The sequence below is a fragment of the Caballeronia sordidicola genome, from assembly GCF_000729995.1.
Taxonomy (GTDB): Bacteria; Pseudomonadota; Gammaproteobacteria; order Burkholderiales; family Burkholderiaceae; genus Caballeronia; species Caballeronia sordidicola_A.
The window spans coordinates 1-18279 of record NZ_JNFG01000211.1 but is presented as its reverse complement, the minus strand read 5'-3'; the positions used below and the strand labels follow the sequence as shown (position 1 = coordinate 18279).

The following is an 18279-nucleotide window of genomic DNA, read 5'->3' as shown; positions in this document are numbered from 1 at the left end:
CGAAAACAAAAACCGTCGATCGGCGCGAATCATCTCGCTAGCCCGCTCAGCGATCATCAACGTCGGCGAATTCGTGTTGCCAGAGGTAATCGTCGGCATCACCGATGCATCAACCACCCGCAACCCGCTCACCCCAATCACGCGCAAACGCCCATCGACAACAGCGGCCGGATCGTTATCCGTCCCCATCCGACACGTCCCCACCGGATGAAAAATAGTCGTCCCAACTTTTCCCGCTGCAATAGCAAGCTCCGCGTCCGTCTGGAACGCCGGCCCCGGCAAAATCTCCTCCGGTGAATACTTCGCCAACGCCGGTGCTCTCACAATGCGTCGCGTCAAACGCAACGCATTGACCGCAACCTCACGATCACGATCAGTCGACAAATAGTTAGGCGCAATCAAAGGCGCATCGCGCGCATCCGGCGTCGCGATATGAACACTCCCTCGCGACGTCGGCCGCAACGAACACACCGAAGCCGTGAACGCATTGAACGAATGCAAGGGCTCGCCAAACCGGTCAAGCGACAACGGCTGCACGTGATACTCCACATCCGGCCGCGTAATGCGCGGGTCGTCCGGATTGGACTTCGCAAACGCCCCCAGCTGCGACGGCGCCATCGACATCGGCCCGCTTCGCATCAACATGTACTGCAAGCCAATCCACGCCTTACCCCACCAATGCGCCGACATAGTGTTCAACGTGCGCACGCCATGCACTTTGTAAGCCATCCTAAGCTGTAGATGATCCTGCAAATTCTCGCCAACTCCCCGCAGGTCCTGCACCACGTCAATGCCCAGCCGCTGCAGCCGCGCGCCGTTGCCAATGCCGGACAACTCCAGCAATTGCGGCGAATTCACCGCGCCCGCACTCAGAATTACTTCGCATCGCGACTTGGCCAGATAGTCCGCGTCGCCACCACGATATTCCACACCTACGCAACGCTTGCCCTCCATCACCAGCCGCTGCGTATGAGCACCCGTGATGATGGTGAGATTGGGGCGCTTCATCGCCGGCCGCAAAAATGCCTTCGATGCATTCCACCGAATCCCGCTGCGCTGGTTGACATCGAAGTAACCAACACCCGTGTTGTCGCCACGATTGAAATCGTCAGTAGCAGGAAGACCGCTCTCCTGAGCCGCCTGCACGAACGACTCCAGCACCTTCCACTTCAGCCGCTGTTTCTCGACACGCCATTCGCCCCCGGCACCGTGCCATTGATTCCCACCGCCATGGTGATCTTCACTGCGCTTGAACACCGGCAACACCGCATCCCAGGACCAGTCGCGATCGCCGGTAATGCGCGCCCAATCGTCGTAATCCTCGCGCTGGCCGCGCATGTAGATCATGCCGTTGATCGACGAACAACCGCCCAGCACGCGACCTCGCGGATACGAAAGCGATCGCCCATCGAGTCCCGCTTCAGCCTGCGTTTTATATAGCCAGTCCGTGCGCGGATTGCCAATGCAATACAAGTATCCGACCGGCACATGAATCCAGTGGTAGTTATCCCTGCCGCCCGCCTCCAGCAGCAGTACGCTCACATCGGCATCTTCGGTTAGCCGGTTGGCAAGCACGCACCCCGCCGTTCCCGCACCCACGATGATGTAATCAAATTCGCCCTCAAGCTTGCGCGCGTCCTGTTTCACCTATGTCTCCTGCTCAAGTCCTGCCCAAGCCGCTCAATGCGGCTTTCGCTCTATTGCAAATGCACAAGCTACTGCGGACGCAGTGCAGCAATCCAATCAGATATCTTCAACAGCTTTATAAGCTGCGCTAATATCAGGCATGGACCTGACTCTTCTCCGCGCTTTTGTCACCGTCGCCCGCGAAGGCAATCTCACGCGCGCGGCCGTGTTGTTGCACGTGTCGCAACCGGCAGTCAGCCTGCAGATCAAGAACCTGCAGGAGACACTGGGCATTATGTTGTTTTCGCGGACGTCGCATGGCCTGATCCTTACGAGAGACGGTGAAGCCCTCCTGCCGCACGCCGAGCGAGCCCTGACGGCCGCCAGCGACGTCCAGCGCGTGGCCGCCGCGCTTCGTCACGAGGTCAGCGGACGCCTGACCATCGGGACAATTCTCGATCCCGAATTCCTGCGCCTGGGCGGCTTCTTGCGAGCGCTCGTGGAGACGTATCCACGCATTGAAACCGCGTTGCCGCATGGCATGTCAGGCTGGGTGCTCGAGCGCATCAAGGCGCGCGATCTTGATGTGGGGTTCTATATCGGCGATCCGGTAATCGATGAACCCCGCGATCCGGACCGCTTTCATGTCGTGCAGCTGAAGCCGTATCTGTATCGCGTGTTGGCGCCGGCGGGCTGGAAGGACCGCGTGAACCGGCCGGACCGCTCTGAAGGCGGGGACAACAGTTGGGTGACGCTGGCCCGGCTGCCGTGGATCTGGACGCCGCCGGAATCGGCACATAACCGTTTGCTCACGCGGATCTTCGACGCGCTAGGTGTCCAGCCCGTCAAAGTAGCCGAAGTGGACCAGGAGCCGTCGATGCTCGATCTGGTCAAGTCGGGCGTGGGCCTGACCCTCGTGCGCGATTCCATCGCGCTGGCCGAAGCGCACGCGCATGCGCTGACTATCGTGGAAGGCGTCACGGTGCCTACGCAGCTTTCGTTCATCGTGTTGGCGGAGCGCCGCGAGGAACCGAGCATCGCGGCGGCGTTACGTCTGATTGAAGCTCAATGGGCGACCTAGTCGCCCGAACGGCCGTTTTGAACGTCATGACCGGAAGCCGATGAATCTTCCGGTCATTTAATTTTGTTAGTCTGAGGGGTCGCGCATCTGGCGCCCACGTGAACAGGAAATTTCAACATGGCACGCAATATCGAAATCAAGGCTCGCGCGCATCAGTTCGACCAGCTTCTGGCGCGCGCAGCCGCGCTAGCCAGCGAACCGCCGCTGATCTACCGCCAGCAGGATTTTTTCTACGATGTGCCAAACGGCCGCCTTAAATTGCGTCAATTCGATGACAACACGCCGGCCGAACTGATTTTCTATCAACGCGACGACCGCGACGGCCCGAAGGTGTCGTACTACTCGCGCAGTCCGGTAACGAATCCCGAAGCCACCCACGCCCTGCTCGCACAGGCGTTGAACACGCGCGGCATCGTGAACAAGGAACGGCACGTGTATAACGTCGGCCGCACGCGGATTCATCTGGACCGCGTGGACGGACTGGGCGATTTCATCGAGCTGGAAGTGCTGCTGGGCCAGGACGATGACGAAGCCGGCGGCGAAAAAGAAGCAGAGGAATTGTTTGCGAAGCTTGGCGTGTCCGCGGCCGATCTCGTGCCGGTAGCGTATGTCGACCTGCTGAGCGAGCCCGCTTAATCGGCGGAATCCGGCGGAGTGGCTGCGAGATGTCCCAGCGGTAGCGGTCCGTTGCGCTTGAATGTGGTCAGCACAATATTGGAGCGCACACTGTCTACGCCGGGAACTCGCATGAGCTTTTTCATGACGAATGTGGAGAGCGCGTTCAAATCCGGCGCGACGATTCGCAACAGGTAATCGGCGTCGCCCACTGTCGCATGGCATTCAAGCACTTCGGGCAGCGCTTCAATCTGCTGCTGGAACTGATCGATGACGGTATCGCCGTGATGCTTCAGCTTGAGGCTCGTGAAAGCGGTCACGCCAAGGCCGAGTTTTTCGGGGCGCAGCACAACCCGGTAACCATCAATCACGCCGGTCGCCTCGAGGCGTTGCAAGCGGCGACCGATCTGCGATGGCGACAAAGGTACTTCCTCACCAAGTTGTTGATGCGTCGCGCGGCCGAAGCGCTGAAGAACGTCGAGCAGCGCGAGATCGAAGTGATCAAGGTCGACCATGGGGATATCCTGCGTGAAAAGCCGAAAGACGCAAGCTTACCGCGTGATCCGCTGGTCCCCCGATCCCTCTTGATCGCGTGCGCCGCCTAAGCGCTCTTAAACCCCCACCGCTCGAGCAAGGAGAGCCGACATGATCAAGAAGCTTACAACCGACGAATTGCCCAAACTTCTCGCGGAGTTAAAGCATTGGCAACTTAGCGCGGATAGCAGCTCAATCCACCGAAGTTTCAAGTTCGCTGATTTCAACGAGGCGTTCGGTTTCATGACCCGCGTGGCAATAAAAGCGCAGGAAATGGATCACCATCCGGAATGGTCGAATGTGTACAGCCAGGTGGACATCACGCTCTCGACGCATACGGCAAAGGGTCTGACGGACCGGGATATAACGCTCGCAAGGTTTATCGATTCCATAGCCTGAATCGCCTGAAATTTGCATACCGACCGGAATTCCGCGACAAATGCGTAACAGTCGAATTACAAACGATGACATTCAAAATCTGCCATAAGCGAGCTGTAAGTGGTCTGAACTCACTTATTCGAAAGCGGAAACAAGGGTATTTGAAAGTCTCCGGCAATGTAGTCTTTCAACGAGAAAGAAAATATTTAATAGTGGCGTAAGCTTTCACAAGGCTCTAAGCGCTCCGACGGCTCAAGTCCATCGGCAGCATAGACCGACACTGTACAATCAGCAGCGCATACGGTTTGGACAGTCCGTTCATCCCTTTTAACGACCGGCTTTGTCGCTGGAGGGGCCGAACGGACGTGCAGGAAACCGACCACGGGGTGGCGTCCGCGAAGCGGGGAATTCCGGCATGTCCTGCCGCAGGAGAATCGCTGCACAGCGAGGCGCGGTGCAGCGTTTGGCGTATAAAGATTGCTGATATAACTCGGACGGCGCCGCGGCAAAGAAAGGTAGGCAATTCCGGCTGGCGACCGCGACGCACAATCGAGCCCAACCATCGTATAAGAGCGACTTTCATGCGAATCCTTCTGATCGAAGACGACCGCCCCATCGCGCGCGGCATTCAAAGTAGCCTTGAACAAGCCGGCTTTACCGTCGATATGGTTCACGACGGCATTTTCGCGGAGCAGGCGCTCACGCAAAATCGCCATGAACTGGTGATTCTCGATCTCGGTTTGCCGGGTATCGACGGCATGACGCTGCTTTCGCGTTTCCGCCAGGGCAATCGCCATACGCCAGTGATTATCCTGACCGCACGCGACGAACTGCATGACCGCGTCCAGGGCCTGAACAGCGGCGCCGACGATTACATGCTCAAACCGTTTGAACCCGCGGAACTCGAAGCGCGCATTCGTGCCGTGATGCGCCGCAGCGGCCCGCATGGCGATGTGCCGCGTCCGGAAGTGTCGCTTGGCGGCTTGCGCCTGTCGGGTGTGGATCGGCGCATTTTCAACGACGAAAAGCCGCTTGAACTATCGCCGCGTGAATTCGCCGTGCTCGAAATGCTGTTGCTGCGCCACGGCCGTGTGGTCAGCAAAGCCCAGTTGCAGGATCACCTGACGCACTTCGGCGGCGATCTGGGCGACACCGCCATTGAAGTCTACGTGCACCGGGTTCGCAAGAAACTCGAAAACTGCCGCGTAGAAATCGTGACGGTGCGAGGTTTCGGCTACTTGCTGCAGGAAATCCGGCAGACCGCCGCGTAAGCGGTCGGTCGATGGCACAACCAGCCTGACAAGCGGTAACCAGCACCTTGCGATTCCCTCCCCGGCGCACGCCCGACGAACGTTTCGACCGCGCCGACTGGCTGCATCTGGCGCGCTCGACAACCTCGTCTTCGCGCGTTCCGTCCAGCCTGCGGCGCTCGCTGCTGCGCCGCCTTGCCGCGCCGCTGTCGCTCCTCGCGTTGATGAGCGGCTTGATGGCGTATTGGCTTGCGTGGCAATACACGCAGCACGTGGTCGACCGCTCGCTGGCCGATCTCGCCACGGCCATCTCCAAGCAAATCCAGCTGGCGGGCGTCGACGCGCCGGTGACGGTGCCGCCGCTCGCCCGCGCGATGTTTTCCGATCCCGTAGAACAACTCATCTACCGGATCAGCGACGGCGAAAGCGAGATCGCCGGCGAACCTGATCTGCCCTTGACCGGCACGAACGTGCGCCGGATTCACTACGCCTACATCTTCGAGACGTACTACCAGGGCGTGAGCGTGCGTGCGGCCCAGGTGCGCGTCGACCAGCTGCACGGCAATCCGATCGTTGTGGAGGTGGCGCAGCGCGTAGGCTCGCGGTATCGGATAGCGGTTGAGTTCATGGTCGCGATCATGATGCCGCTGCTGCTCCTGCTCTTGGCCGGCTGGGTGATCGTATGGCGCGTGGTGAACCAGCAGCTCAACCCGCTGACCGATCTCGCCGATACCCTCAACCGGCAGACCCACACGTCGCTGGAACCGGTCGACGAATCCTTCGTTCCCATCGAAATCCGTCCTCTGACGAGTGCGATGAACGCCCTGCTCGACCGCCTGAAAACGGCGCTGGACGGACAGCGCAAATTTATCGCCGACGCGGCGCACCAGTTGCGTACGCCGCTCACCGCCGTGAAGCTGCACGCTGAACAGGCGGCGATCGCGAAGGATCCGGCGAAGGTGCTGGAAGCGGTCAAGGAGCTGCGGGCATCGGCGGATCGGGCTGTGCGCTTGTCGAATCAACTGCTCTCGCTCGCTCGCGCCGAGCCGGGCGAACAGGCCGCGCGTTTCACCGACTTCGATTACGCCAACCTCGCGTTTGAAACCGGCGCCGAATGGGTGCCGCGCGCGCTCGCCGTGGGTATCGACATGGGCTTCCAGCGTCTCGATGATCCCGATAACGAACATCCCCTGATCGTGCGCGGCAATCTCGTGCTGGTGCGCGAGGTGATCGGCAACCTCATCGATAACGCGCTGAAATACGTACCCACCTCACGGGCCGAAGGCGCGCGCGTGACGGTTACGGTGACGCAGACCGTCGATGAAACAGGCCGGCGGATGGGCGAGATCGTGGTGGAAGACAACGGTCCCGGCGTGCCGCTGGATCAGCAGCCAGATCTCTTCAAGCGCTTCTTTCGCGGCGATGGTCACGGCGTGGAAGGCGGCGCCGGACTGGGTCTCGCGATCGTCCACGACATCATGGTCCTGCACCACGGCAGCGTGCATTACGAAGATGCTCCAGCGCCTGAAGGCGGCGCACGTTTCATCGTGCGGATGCCTTTGAAAACGGCATGAAAAACGCCACGGAGGAAACCTTCCGTGGCGTTTTTTTTATCTGATTCCCTCTACGAAAGCCCTACTTTTTCTTCTTCAGCGCCAACATGGTGCCGCGGCACTTTTTGGCGCCGCAGCGGCACTCGTATTCCTTCTTGAGCTTCTTCGTGATGCGACCGTCGATGACGAGACCGTAGTCGTAGTACAGCTCTTCATCTTCCTTGATCGCACGCAGCGCGTGAATGACCACGCGCCCTTCCTTCTCTTCGGCTTCGCAATTCGGCGCGCACGAATGGTTGATGTAGCGTGCGCTGTTGCCGTCGACCTTGCCGTCGATCACCTTGCCGTTTTCGAGCGCGAAATAGAACGTATGGTTCGGCTCGTCCGGGTTGTGCGGATGACGGCGCAACGCCTCTTTCCACGAAATGCGTTCGCCCTTGTACTCGATTATCCGTTCGCCTTTAGCGAGCGGCATCGCGGCGAACACGCCCTTGCCGTGTATGCCCGAACGGCGGACGGCGACCCTCCGTGAACTCATCGAACGAATCCTTTAAAACGAATCGGTTTGGCTTGGCAGACGCTTCAACTTCGCCCCAAACCGGTTTCACGCGAACGGTGACGAACCGGAACGTGGCTTAAAAAAACGCGGCGGCCTGAATGCGAGGCGCCGCCGCGTTGCTGTCCTTTCACTGCATTGTTTGCTTCGGTTGCTTCATGTGCCGCAATTCACTGTCCTTCGTCGCCCGCGTGAAGGTGAAACCATGCAGGCGAACAACGGCATCGTACACGTTAGGCGCGCACGAGTTCAACCGCTCCATAAATTCAAGCCGCGAGTTTCAGCGCTGACCGAACGAGATATCGCCGAACAACGCTTTTTGTTCGCGCGGCTGCGAGCGCCAGTATTGCGGCGGCGCTTCCACGGTCGCACCCAGTTGCGCGGCCGCGTGCCACGGCCAGCGCGGATTGTAGAGCAGCGCACGCGCCAATGCGACGAGATCCGCCTCGCCCGACTCAATAATTTCTTCGGCATGCTGCGGGTCGGTGATAAGACCCACGCCCATGGTATTCACGCCGGTGGCTTCCTTGATGGCTTTTGCGAACGGCAGTTGATAACCCGGCGACAGCGGTATTTTCTGCAGCGGCGATACGCCGCCCGAGGACACATCGATCCAGTCCACCTTGTGTTTCTGCAACTCCTTCACGAAGACGATGGTCTGCTCGAGATCCCAGCCGCCCTCAACCCAATCCGATGCCGACACACGCAGGCCGACGGGTTTATCGGCGGGAAAAGCCGCGCGCACGGCGTCGAAGACTTCCAACGGAAAACGCATGCGGTTTTCGAGCGAGCCGCCGTATTCATCGGTGCGCTGGTTGGCAAGCGGTGAGAGGAACTGATGCAGCAGATAACCGTGGGCCCCATGCACTTCAAGTGCATCCACTCCCAGGCGCGCGGCGCGCTTCGCGGTCGCCACGAAGGCCTCGCGTATGCGGATCAGGCCGGCGGCATCGAGCGCTAGCGGAGGCGTTTCACCTTCCTTATGCGGAATCGCCGATGGTGCCGAGGGCAACCAGCCGCCATCCGAAACCGCGATCAGTTGACCGCCCTCCCAGGGCACTGCGCTGGACGCTTTGCGGCCGGCGTGACTGATCTGCATCGTGATGGCGATGTGCGAATATTTTCGAATCGCGTCAATAACGGTTTTAAGCGCGGCTTCAGTGGCGTCGTCCCAGAGGCCAAGGTCGCCGGGCGTGATGCGGCCATCGGGTTCGACCGAGGTTGCTTCGAGGCAGAGCATGCCGGCGCCCGAGAGCGCGAGGTGTCCGAGGTGGATCATGTGCCACGCGGTGGCTTCGCCGCGCTCGGCTGAGTATTGGCACATCGGCGACACCACGATGCGGTTCGGAAGCGTCACGCCTCGCAGCGTGAAAGGCGAAAACAGAGCGCTCATGGGAGTTTCCGATGGAAGGAAAAAGGGGCGTTTTAGAATAGCACTTCGGTTTTTTCCGTGCTGACAGCAAACCCGATTGCCTCGCCAATAACGCAATAACGAAATGCCGTCCGCGCCCCCGCCGCTACTTCCCTACTACCCTACTACCCGATCCATGCTGCGTTACGGTCTGTTCGTCTAACCTTTATTTGCCTGGTTCGAAACGGTCCAGCCATTCGCCAAACATCTTGCGCGCGGCGCGTTCGAGCGCCGGGCCGTGCCGGACGGTATCGGCGCGCAAAGCAGTCACGGTAGTCCCGCTTTCCGCCACTTCGCCCGGATACGCAATCAGCCAGGTTTCAAAGCGGTCGACCAGGACTTCCGGATGGCATTGCAAGGCCAGGACGTGATCGCCCCAGCTAAAAGCCTGATTGTGGCAAAGATCTGTGGATGCCAGCCGCGTGGCGCCATCGGGAAGATCGAAGGTATCGCCGTGCCAATGGAGAACGGGCAGCGGCTCGCCATCCACTTCGAAATGCCGCAAAGCGGAAGCTCGTCCCGCCTCGGTCAGCGTCAACGCCTTCCAACCGAGTTCTTTTTGCGCCGCCGGATAAACCTTCGAGCCCAGAGCACGAGCAATCAACTGCGCACCCAGGCAGATGCCAATAGTCGGCAACCCCGCCGCAATGCGCTTTTCCAGCATGGCGAGCAATGGATTCAGATGGGGAAACAGCGCGTCATCGTAAGCGCCGATCGGGCCGCCGAGGACGACCATGAGCGAAGTATCGAGCGGATCGGGGGCGTCGATGCGGGCGCGGCCCACATCGAGATAACGCACCAGTTGGCCGCGATCGCCGAGCACCAGTTCCAGGCTGCCGAGATCTTCGAAATAGACGTGGCGTATCGCCAGGACTTCACGTTTCATCGGCGGTCACCCAGGAAAGCCGGCAAGCTGAGATCAGCGCACGCGGCATCAGGCGGCGCACACAAAGGAAAGGCAGTCGAGCAGCCGGCGCGCCGCCAACGGGCGGGCGCGCGGCTCGAATAGTCTACCGACAAGCCTCACGGCAAGTCTAACCGACACCGCCGCGCTTCGCGCTCAAGACGCGAAGCACGGACGGCGAAGCGAACGTGAAGCTTCAGGCAGGGACGCTTACGCGACCTGCGCGAAGATCTTCCAGTTCTTCTTCTGCTTGGCGAGATCGCCTTCTTCGTATACCGAACAATCGAGACGCAGGTCGGTATCGGCCATGTCGATCTTCAGCAACGCGCAGTGATGCGGCGTTTTCTTCGGGTTCTTGCTTGCTTCGAGGTGCGTGCAGCTCAGGCACATGCGATGCGGCGGAATCTGCTGCACCACTTCAAGCTGTCGAATGGTCTTGAGCAGGCTCCGATACAACTGCGACTGCTCGTCGACCTTCAACGTGCCGACTGCCTTCGACAAGAACTCCGGCCATACCAGCGCCTTCTTGGCTGCCGTCTTTCCGCGAGCGGTCAGGCGTACAGCCAGCGCGCGCCCGTCGTCCAGCGCGCGGCGCTTTTCGACCAGACCCTTGCCTTCCAGCGTGCTGACGGCATCGCTCGTGGTCGCGGCGGTCAACGCCGTTTCACGTGCGATCTCGCCAAGCCGCATTGGACCGCGCCGCTGCATCAACAGCACGAGAATTTCGCCCTGGGTCGGCGTCAAGCCCGCACCCTCAGCCCATTCCCATGCCTGGCTACGCATCGCCGTGCTCAACCGCAGCAGCCCGTGGGTCACCCGCCCCGTGGCCTGCTCTCCATATACGCCTTCGCTCATAGTCGTTCGCTTCGTCTTTCTTGATGCTTATCTGATGGTTCGGCAACGTCTTGAAACCGGTAAAACGTCAGACCCCGCTCGTTTTACCCAAGCCGCTGCTGGCTCAATCGCCGACGTATCCGACCGGCGAATCCTTTCGTATCAACTACCGTCTCAAAATTCGGGCGATCAAACCGATGCAGCTAGTTCGTCGTCCGGATAAGGACATCTACGTTTCTTCGTGGCGCCTGTTCTAGACCGTCGAGCGCTTCGTTTGTTCACCGGCGTTGCATCTCCCTACCGGTAAAACCGACATTCTAAGCGACTGGAACCAAACGTACACCTTAGTTATTCACAAAACAGTGTGGATAACGCAGTGGATAACCACTTTATTCCATGTGCGCCGATTCTTGATAACCCCCGGGTGTGCGAAACCGCACACGTCTTATCCCGCGCTCACCCGTTCGATGCAAGGCTTCGCCCCAAGGTTATGCGCACTCCAAACTGTTGAGTTTGCGGAGATTTTATCGGTTGTCCACAGAAATGTGCGAGGCTTGTTAACTACTATTACGTAAGTATACGAACTCATGACAGTAAACCTTGGAGGCAGGTTATCGGCATCAGTCTGAAAGAAAATAATGAAAAAAAAACCTGCCGTGGGAGCAGGTTTATTTTTTTCAGCGATCAAAACCGCTGGAGCCAACGGCGATTCATCACTCGCGCCACTGCAGGCACTGCTGGCGCACGGCTTCATGCAGCGAACGCTCGCGATCGAAAACACCGCGCAACCAGGTTGCATCGTTCATGTTGCTGCGGGCGATGTCGCCGACCTGGCGCAGCGCTTCGTTGGAACCCAGCGCGTCGCCATGAGGCGCGATCACGTCGAGCGTGGCGAGGATGTCTTCCGCAATCGTGCGGCGTTCGCCCGTTTGAGGATCGATGCAACTGCCTTCCAGGCCGAAGCGGCATGCTTCGAACCGGTTGAACGTGTAGACGAGATAGTCGTCCTCTTTCAGCGTCAAGGGCTTGTCGAGGAGCAGGTAGCGCGCGAGCGTCTGGATGTAGCAGGCAATCGCAGCCGCGCGATCGACCGACAGCGGCGTGTCCATCACCCGGACTTCGATCGTCCCGAAACCCGGCTTCGGCCGGATATCCCAGTAGAAGTCTTTCATGCTGTTGACCACGCCGGTGCTGACCATCTTCGAGAAATATTCCTCGAAGCTGTCCCAGGTGAGCGTGAACGGCGCGCGGCCGGACAGCGGAAATGCAAACACGGAATTGAGGCGGGCGGAATGAAAGCCGGTATCCACTCCCTGCACGTACGGCGACGAAGCCGACAACGCGATGAAGTGCGGAATGAAACGCGACATGGAATGCAGCAGGAACAACGCGCTGTCCGGGTCCGGGCAGCCAATATGCACGTGCTGGCCGAACACCGTGAACTGCTTCGCAAGGTAACCGTAGAGCTCGGAAAGGTACTGAAAGCGCGGTGTATCGAAGATCTGGCGGTCGCTCCACTGCTGGAAGGCGTGCGTGCCACCGCCACACAGCCCGACGTTGAGGTGGTCAGCAGCGGCCACCAGGGTGTCGCGGATGGCACGGAGGTCCGTTACGGCCTGTTCATGCGTCGTACAGATGCCAGTGGACAACTCGATCATGCTTTCGGTGATCTCCGGCGTAATGTTGCCGGGGATCTTTTCGTCCTTGACGAGCCGCATGAGATCGGAGGCGGCCTTGGTCAGGTCGTAGTCGTGCGTGTTGACGACCTGGATCTCGAGCTCGACGCCGAAGGTGAACGGCTCCGAGTTGATGAAAGGTTCGAGTGACATGGTGCCTCTTGATTGACAAAGCCTGGGTCGCCGGCCGGCGTGTTATCGGCACAAGGCGCCGGGTAAGCCGGGGTAATGCGTTCAAGCACACTCAAGCTCGCTCGAGCGCTAAGTGACAGGTTCAATGAAGCGCCCGGTGACCCGATGAAAACGATAAAAAGACGGACTAAAACGTTACTCGCGGCGTTCACCGATCGCCGACAAACTGCGGTACACGAGGAACGGCGTAACAATTTGCAGCACGACGATAGAGCACATCACGATTGCCCGCAGCGTTGGGTCATAGTCGGGATACAGCACGTACATATCGTCGACGAGCAGGTATGCAAGCGCTGACATTGGCGTCAACGCGACCCCGAGCGCCGCGCCCTGTTTCCAGTTGAGGCCGCTCGGTTTCGCGAAGATCAGCACGCCGGCCAGCTTGCCGATGAAACGCGCCACGATCAGCGCCAGCGCGGCCACACCGCCTAGCGCAATATCGCGCCATTCGAACGATGTCAGCGTCAGCGCGAACAAGATCACTGTCAGCAACCAGCCCGCCGTGCCGAAATGTGTCGGCCAAAGTTGCGGCCGCTCATTCGAATTCTTCACGATGATGCCAGCCGCCAGCAACGCAAGAATGGTCGACAGCTTGAACACATGCGCGATCGCGATCGCGAGCAACACGAGGCCGAACAGCGCGACGAACGAATGCTCGTCGTTGGTGTTCAGTCGGCGGTACAGCAGGTTGCAGGCCAGCGCGAGGAGCAGCGCCAGCACGAGCGAACCGAGCAGCAGATAAAGCGGCTGGACGATGGTCGCAAGCGTGTTGCCGTAGATCTCCTGATGCAGTACGCCGGCCGCGAGTTTTTCCACGATCACCGCGTACATGCTGTTAAGCGCGGTCAGCGTGAGCAATCGTTGTGTGACCTGACCTTCCGCGCGTAGTTCGGTACGCAGTTGAATGACCATGGCCGGCGATGTTGCCATGGCGATGGCGGCAATCACCACTGACGGCATGGTCGGCACTTTGCACAGCGTCAGCGCGATCAGGACGAAACCGAACGTGAGCGTGCTTTCAGCAATGCTCGACAAAATCAGGTAAGGATTGCGACGAATCCAGCGCAGGTCGAGCCGGCTGCCGAGTTCAAACAGGAGCAGGCCGAGCGCGACGTCGAGCAAGGGCCGCGAGATCCCGGCCGAACTGACATCGATCACACCAAAGCCCGCGTTGCCCGCGATCAGGCCAATGACAGCGTAGCCCGTGATTCGTGGCAAACGCCAGGCGCGCCAGAGCAGTTCGCCGCAGAGGCCCGCGGCGACCAGTGCAAGGCCGGCCCAAAAAATGGCGTCGGGTGTGAGTGGCCAAACCGGTAAGAATGAAAAGGCCGACTTCATCGTGAGGACTTCTCCTTCGCAGCTAGTGCGGAAAAACAGTGAATGGGCAGGTAGTGCGCGGCAACAGTGCGCGTTGCCGGAATGGTTCGTCGCCCGGTGATTCTTCTGACTGCGTCAAACCCCGTCGGGATCCGTGGGCCAATTGACAGCTGATTCGCTGCTTGGACAGTCGGTCCGTTGCCGTCACGGCCAGGGTTACAGCGTTTTTTCAATCCACGTTGCTCGAAGCGGAGCCCGGTTTGAAGCGATAAGCCGGCAAGGCGGCCAAACGAAAGAACGGGGATTGTGCCATAGCTACCGGCAGCCCCTGTTCTATCCCTCCGGCAGTTGGAACCAGGCGGTAACAATAGGTTTCAGTGCATCGACATGAGGAAAAATCTACCTTTTAGAGGGTCGGATCTCGTCGTCGGTTTGTCTGAAATAACGCAGATTTTTCACTTTGAGCGCTGCCGATGACGTGTGTTTTAAGGTTTACAAGTTTTGTTTATATATACGTAGTAGTAGTTAACAAGGCCGCACGATTTCTGTGGATAACCCCATTTTCATCAACGTTTACAGAAACTTGCAGCGCGCATAAGCAGATAGCGAACGTGTGGGTCCCGGAGGGTGAACCCGGAACAACTTTGGCCGGATTCGTGGCGTGATCAAGTTGTCCCGTTTACGCCCACAGCGAGTACACAGGTCATTCGCGTGAAATTCGACGAGTTATCCACAGGCTGCGGTGGATAGTTTGCCGGGGCGGGTTTTTAGCTGAATTCGCCTTGTCGTAACGCCCGCAGAAGAAAGCGTGCGGGGTCGATGGCTTCAGCCAGTTCACGTTCGATTGGCCACGGTTCCCCTTCGACTTGCGCGGCGATCAGCTCGGCTGCGAGCGTCGACCACACCAATCCGCGCGATCCGAAAGCAAACGCGCCGTACAAGCCCGGCCTACGCGGCAAATCGAGCGGCCACGCGCCTGAAAGACGGGCGGCATCGGCACGAGCGGCAGTTTCGTCGGCGAGGGCGCCGATCATCGGCATGCGGTCGCTTGTTACCGATCGGAAAGCTACGCGGCCTTCCAGCGTTTCGGGCGTTGGTTCGAACCCGACTAGCGCGGGTAGCATCATCGCGACACGTTCCAGGTTTTCGGTATGACCGGCGGGCTGGATCTGTGTATCGATGCCGTCAATATCGTAGGTCGCGCCCGTCAGCGTTCGGTGTGCGCCGAGCGGCACGGCGTAGCCATCGCCGACGATCGGTACCCGCAGGCCATCGAGTGGACTCGAGTTCAAGAGCGTTAGCTGGCCGCGGACGCCTCGCGTCGGAAGGCCGTGGAGCACGGCGAGGCGTTGCGCATCGCCAGCGTTGGCAAGAATCAGGACGGGAGCTTGGGCGAGGGCGCGGCCGCTGGTGTCAAAGGCAGTCCATGTGCCGTTCTCCCGATCGATACGCGCGACTTCCGTGCCGAAGTGGATGGTCAGCAAATCTCCCGCAGCCTCGCATTGCGCGGCGCATATCGCGGCTGGGGAAATCCAGCCGCCGTGAGCGAAAAACCATCCGGGACGCGCAACAGGCTGGCCCGCGAGGCGGGTGGCTTCGTGTTCATCGACGGCTACTACATAGGACGCCGGTAAGCCGAAGCGCTTGATCGCGGATGCAATTGCGTGTGCGTCCTCAGTGGTATCCGCGATTTGCAGCAATCCCCGGTCGCTGCGGTTGAGGGTGTGGCCGGGGCGTTCGAGTTCGGACCATCGGTGCAGCGCATAGAGGAATCCTGCGCGTGTCAGGCGGGCAGCGATGCTGTCGTCACGCCAGACGATCGGGTGGAAGACGCCGGCGGGGTTACCCGACGCATCGTGGGCGAGATCGTCGTGCCGCTCGATCAGGCTGACTCGCCATCCCCGCGAAGCAAGGCGTTCTGTGATCGCACAGCCGGCAAGGCCAGCCCCGATGACGATTGCATGGCGTGGTGTTTGAGACGGGAAAGCTGCTGCCGCGTCCTTCGAAAACTCTGCTGATGGAGGGGCGTTTCCGTTTTCTATTGCCAACGCAAGCGGCGGCTCATGACGCCGCACACGCCAGCGTGGGGCGAAGCGCGCTTTTACATAGCCGCCGTCCGGGGTTTCATCGCAGATAAAACCCGCGTCTTTGAGCGCTTGGGGAAGGAGCGGATGCGCTTCGGCGCACAACGTCGCCTGATCCCCGGCGACGCGAGCCAGCGCTTTGGCGACATAGGCCAGCTTCGCATCGACCCGCGATAGCCGCAGATAAAAGGCATCGGCGCGCAGCCAGATTTTTGGCAGCATGCTCTCCAGCTCGCCGATAGCCAGCGTCAGCACCACGCGCCCGTTTTCAAACTCGAGCCGGTGCATCCCGGTTACGTGCATAGGCCACGCATCGATCAGCATTTGGGAAAGCGTGGGCTGCTCAGTGGATACATCGGGATGAACCATGGTCGTCAGTGGCCAGACCGCCACGAAATGCAGGCGCTCGCAGCGCTGCGGATCCGCACGCCAGGTGGCCCATGTCTCGATAAACAGCCGACCGGCGTCGAATTCCGTCTGTAGGACGGTGAAACGTCGCTGCCGGGCCCAGCGTGCGCGATCGCCAAGCACGTTTGCGCAGAAAAAGGAATGGGTCATTCGAAAGGTCTGAAAGCAAACTGATGATATGACCGTCGCCGTGTATTTCCGATGCTGCGCTGCATTCCCGTAAAGCTAATAGGGGCAAGGCTTAGCGCGTGATACGCCGGATTGTCCGACAACCGTTGGCAAAAACCAACGGAGGGTGAAATGCACAGTACGAAAGGATTGCTTGCATGAAAAAGGCCGCGAGAAGGGTTTCCGCTAGCGTCCGATCATGCGTAAATCTTCGAAACCCTTATCCCGCTTGGGTTTGCGCTGCGTTATGATAACAACAGGCGAGTAAGGAGGAGGCCCGGCGACCGGGGTGTGAGGGTTTGCCGGAATAGTGGGCCAGGGGGCTGGACCCGCGCCAGTACTCGACTGCAAGGCCCGCGCACGTATAATCGGCGCGTTCGCGCTGTTCGTGTCAACCTAAACTGATAAAGGAACCTTAATGAATAAACAGGAACTGATCGACGCCGTGGCCGCTCAGACCGGCGCCAGCAAGGCTCAAACCGGCGAAACGCTGGACACGTTGCTCGAAGTGGTCAAGAAGGCTGTCTCGAAGGGTGACGCCGTGCAGTTGATTGGCTTCGGAAGCTTCGGTTCGGGCAAGCGCGCAGCGCGCACCGGCCGTAACCCGAAGACCGGCGAATCCATTAAGATTCCGGCTGCCAAGACCGTCAAGTTCACGGCTGGCAAGGCATTCAAGGACGCAGTGAACAAGCGGTAAGTTGTAGCCGATTGTCAGTATGGAACCCGCCGTAGGCGGGTTTTTTTTTGCTCGCGCCGGTGGACGGGGTTTTGGGGTTTGAGGTTTGGGGTTTTGGGTCATTGCCGGGTTGCTGCTTTCGGCGTTGGTGGTCTGCTTGAGTCGGATTTTCTCTTTATCACTTTTAGCCACTGTGCGTGGCGGCACGTCATTTCTTTGTCCAAAGCGACAAAGAAACGAAGCAAAGAAAACGCTTTCAGAACGAGGGCTCATAAGTTGACCCAGCGTGCAGTTTCCAAGTTTTTGGCACCCCAAAAGCACGGTGCTCGCAAGAGCGACGGATGTGTGAAACCCTCCTTCTCCGAACACGGATACCCACACGCTTCGCCACCAGTGACTGAACCTGCCCAAGGTGCACCCCGCGCTATCCGCGGACAACCACCCACCGAATTTGTACGCATGCCGAACCACGTCGCCAACCCTCTTCGAAACGAGGCCGCACGATGGGTGAGGCCGTACCCACAAAACTAGCGGCGCGGATCAAGCAATCAACCGACCAACCGATGAAGCACTAAAAGCGCGTGAGGCCGTGCGGGTTTCCTTGGCACTCGTGCTTGCCCGAGAGCGTACGGGGCGAAGCGTGTGCGTGTAAGAATTCGCGAGAAGGAGGGTTTCACACATCGGTGGTTCTGGCGAGCACCGTGCTTTTGGGGTGCCAAAAACTTGGAAACTGCACGCTAGGTCAACTTATGAGCCCGCGTTCTGAAAGCGTTTTCTTTGCTTCGTTTCTTTGTCGCTTTGGACAAAGAAATGACGTGCCGCCACGCACAGTGGCTAATAGTGATAAAGAGAAAAGCCAACTCATGCAGACCACTAACGCCGAAAGCAGCAACCCGGCATTGACTCAGACCGCTAACCCTGGAACTTGGCAACCCGGCACCAACCCAGACCGCTAACCCTGGAACCTAGCACCCCGGCACCAACCCCGACCACTAACCCCAGAACCCTAGCACCCC

The 18279-nt window shown here is 59.5% G+C and carries 15 protein-coding genes and 1 pseudogene; 7 read left to right on the top strand and 9 right to left on the bottom strand.

The genetic code is table 11. From position 1 onward, the window contains the following. Positions 1-1647, bottom strand: a 1647-nt coding sequence (locus FH08_RS0144475; protein WP_031364559.1) for a GMC family oxidoreductase, incomplete at its 3' end; no start/stop codon positions are given. Between the two features lie 139 nt (positions 1648-1786). On the opposite strand from FH08_RS0144475, the gene FH08_RS0144470 reads away from it, so the two are divergent. Beyond that, on the top strand, positions 1787-2707 hold the full coding sequence (locus FH08_RS0144470) for a LysR family transcriptional regulator (RefSeq protein WP_031364558.1): 921 nt from the start codon (positions 1787-1789) through the stop codon (positions 2705-2707). Positions 2708-2824: 117 nt separating this feature from the next. Next, on the top strand, positions 2825-3343 hold the full coding sequence (locus FH08_RS0144465) for a class IV adenylate cyclase (protein ID WP_031364557.1): 519 nt from the start codon (positions 2825-2827) through the stop codon (positions 3341-3343). Here FH08_RS0144465 and FH08_RS0144460 read toward each other — a convergent pair. Next, positions 3340-3837 carry an Lrp/AsnC family transcriptional regulator gene (locus FH08_RS0144460; protein WP_031364556.1) on the bottom strand — a complete coding sequence of 166 codons (498 nt, stop codon included), beginning with the start codon at positions 3835-3837 and terminating at the stop codon, positions 3340-3342. The two genes, FH08_RS0144465 and FH08_RS0144460, sit on opposite strands and share 4 nt — an antisense overlap. Positions 3838-3946: 109 nt before the next feature. On the opposite strand from FH08_RS0144460, the pseudogene FH08_RS0144455 reads away from it, so the two are divergent. From FH08_RS0144455 to FH08_RS0144445, 3 genes and pseudogenes are all read left to right on the top strand, one after another. Then, positions 3947-4255, top strand: a pseudogene (locus FH08_RS0144455) (4a-hydroxytetrahydrobiopterin dehydratase); the annotation flags it as partial. Between the two features lie 560 nt (positions 4256-4815). Next, entirely contained in the window at positions 4816-5505 is a 690-nt protein-coding gene (locus tag FH08_RS0144450) for a response regulator transcription factor (RefSeq protein ID WP_031364554.1), read from the top strand. Between the two features lie 107 nt (positions 5506-5612). After that, positions 5613-7058, top strand: a complete 1446-nt coding sequence (locus tag FH08_RS0144445) for a sensor histidine kinase (protein WP_051889004.1) — start codon at positions 5613-5615, stop codon at positions 7056-7058. A 61-nt stretch (positions 7059-7119) separates the two neighbouring features. On the opposite strand, the gene FH08_RS0144440 is transcribed toward FH08_RS0144445, so the two are convergent. From FH08_RS0144440 to FH08_RS0144420, 4 genes are all read right to left on the bottom strand, one after another. Then, complete coding sequence (locus tag FH08_RS0144440; protein WP_031364552.1) at positions 7120-7575, bottom strand: SET domain-containing protein; 456 nt, start codon at positions 7573-7575, stop codon at positions 7120-7122. Positions 7576-7873: 298 nt separating this feature from the next. Beyond that, the gene (locus FH08_RS0144430) at positions 7874-8986 is read right to left on the bottom strand and encodes an NADH:flavin oxidoreductase/NADH oxidase (protein ID WP_031364551.1); all 1113 of its coding nucleotides are present in this window, start codon (positions 8984-8986) and stop codon (positions 7874-7876) included. Between the two features lie 184 nt (positions 8987-9170). Next, positions 9171-9890 (bottom strand): glutamine amidotransferase, encoded by a 720-nt coding sequence (locus FH08_RS0144425; RefSeq protein ID WP_031364550.1) that lies wholly within the window; start codon positions 9888-9890, stop codon positions 9171-9173. A 228-nt stretch (positions 9891-10118) separates the two neighbouring features. Then, on the bottom strand, positions 10119-10763 hold the full coding sequence (locus FH08_RS0144420; RefSeq protein WP_031364549.1) for a MarR family winged helix-turn-helix transcriptional regulator: 645 nt from the start codon (positions 10761-10763) through the stop codon (positions 10119-10121). A gap of 50 nt (positions 10764-10813) precedes the next feature. On the opposite strand from FH08_RS0144420, the gene FH08_RS0144415 reads away from it, so the two are divergent. Next, entirely contained in the window at positions 10814-10999 is a 186-nt protein-coding gene (locus FH08_RS0144415) for a hypothetical protein (RefSeq protein WP_031364548.1), read from the top strand. Between the two features lie 456 nt (positions 11000-11455). Here the strand turns inward: FH08_RS0144415 and FH08_RS0144410 are convergent, their stop codons facing one another. The 3 genes from FH08_RS0144410 to mnmC all read right to left on the bottom strand — a co-directional run bounded on the left by FH08_RS0144410 (position 11456) and on the right by mnmC (position 16569). After that, positions 11456-12571, bottom strand: a complete 1116-nt coding sequence (locus tag FH08_RS0144410) for a YbdK family carboxylate-amine ligase (RefSeq protein WP_031364547.1) — start codon at positions 12569-12571, stop codon at positions 11456-11458. A 174-nt stretch (positions 12572-12745) separates the two neighbouring features. Next, on the bottom strand, positions 12746-13948 hold the full coding sequence (locus tag FH08_RS0144405; RefSeq protein WP_031364546.1) for a cation:proton antiporter: 1203 nt from the start codon (positions 13946-13948) through the stop codon (positions 12746-12748). Between the two features lie 746 nt (positions 13949-14694). After that, positions 14695-16569: a bifunctional tRNA (5-methylaminomethyl-2-thiouridine)(34)-methyltransferase MnmD/FAD-dependent 5-carboxymethylaminomethyl-2-thiouridine(34) oxidoreductase MnmC gene (gene mnmC, locus FH08_RS0144400; protein WP_031364545.1), complete on the bottom strand. Its 1875-nt coding sequence runs from the start codon at positions 16567-16569 to the stop codon at positions 14695-14697. 436 nt (positions 16570-17005) lie between these two features. On the opposite strand from mnmC, the gene FH08_RS0144395 reads away from it, so the two are divergent. Continuing rightward, positions 17006-17284, top strand: a complete 279-nt coding sequence (locus tag FH08_RS0144395) for an HU family DNA-binding protein (RefSeq protein ID WP_031364544.1) — start codon at positions 17006-17008, stop codon at positions 17282-17284. Positions 17285-18279: the final 995 nt, after the last annotated feature.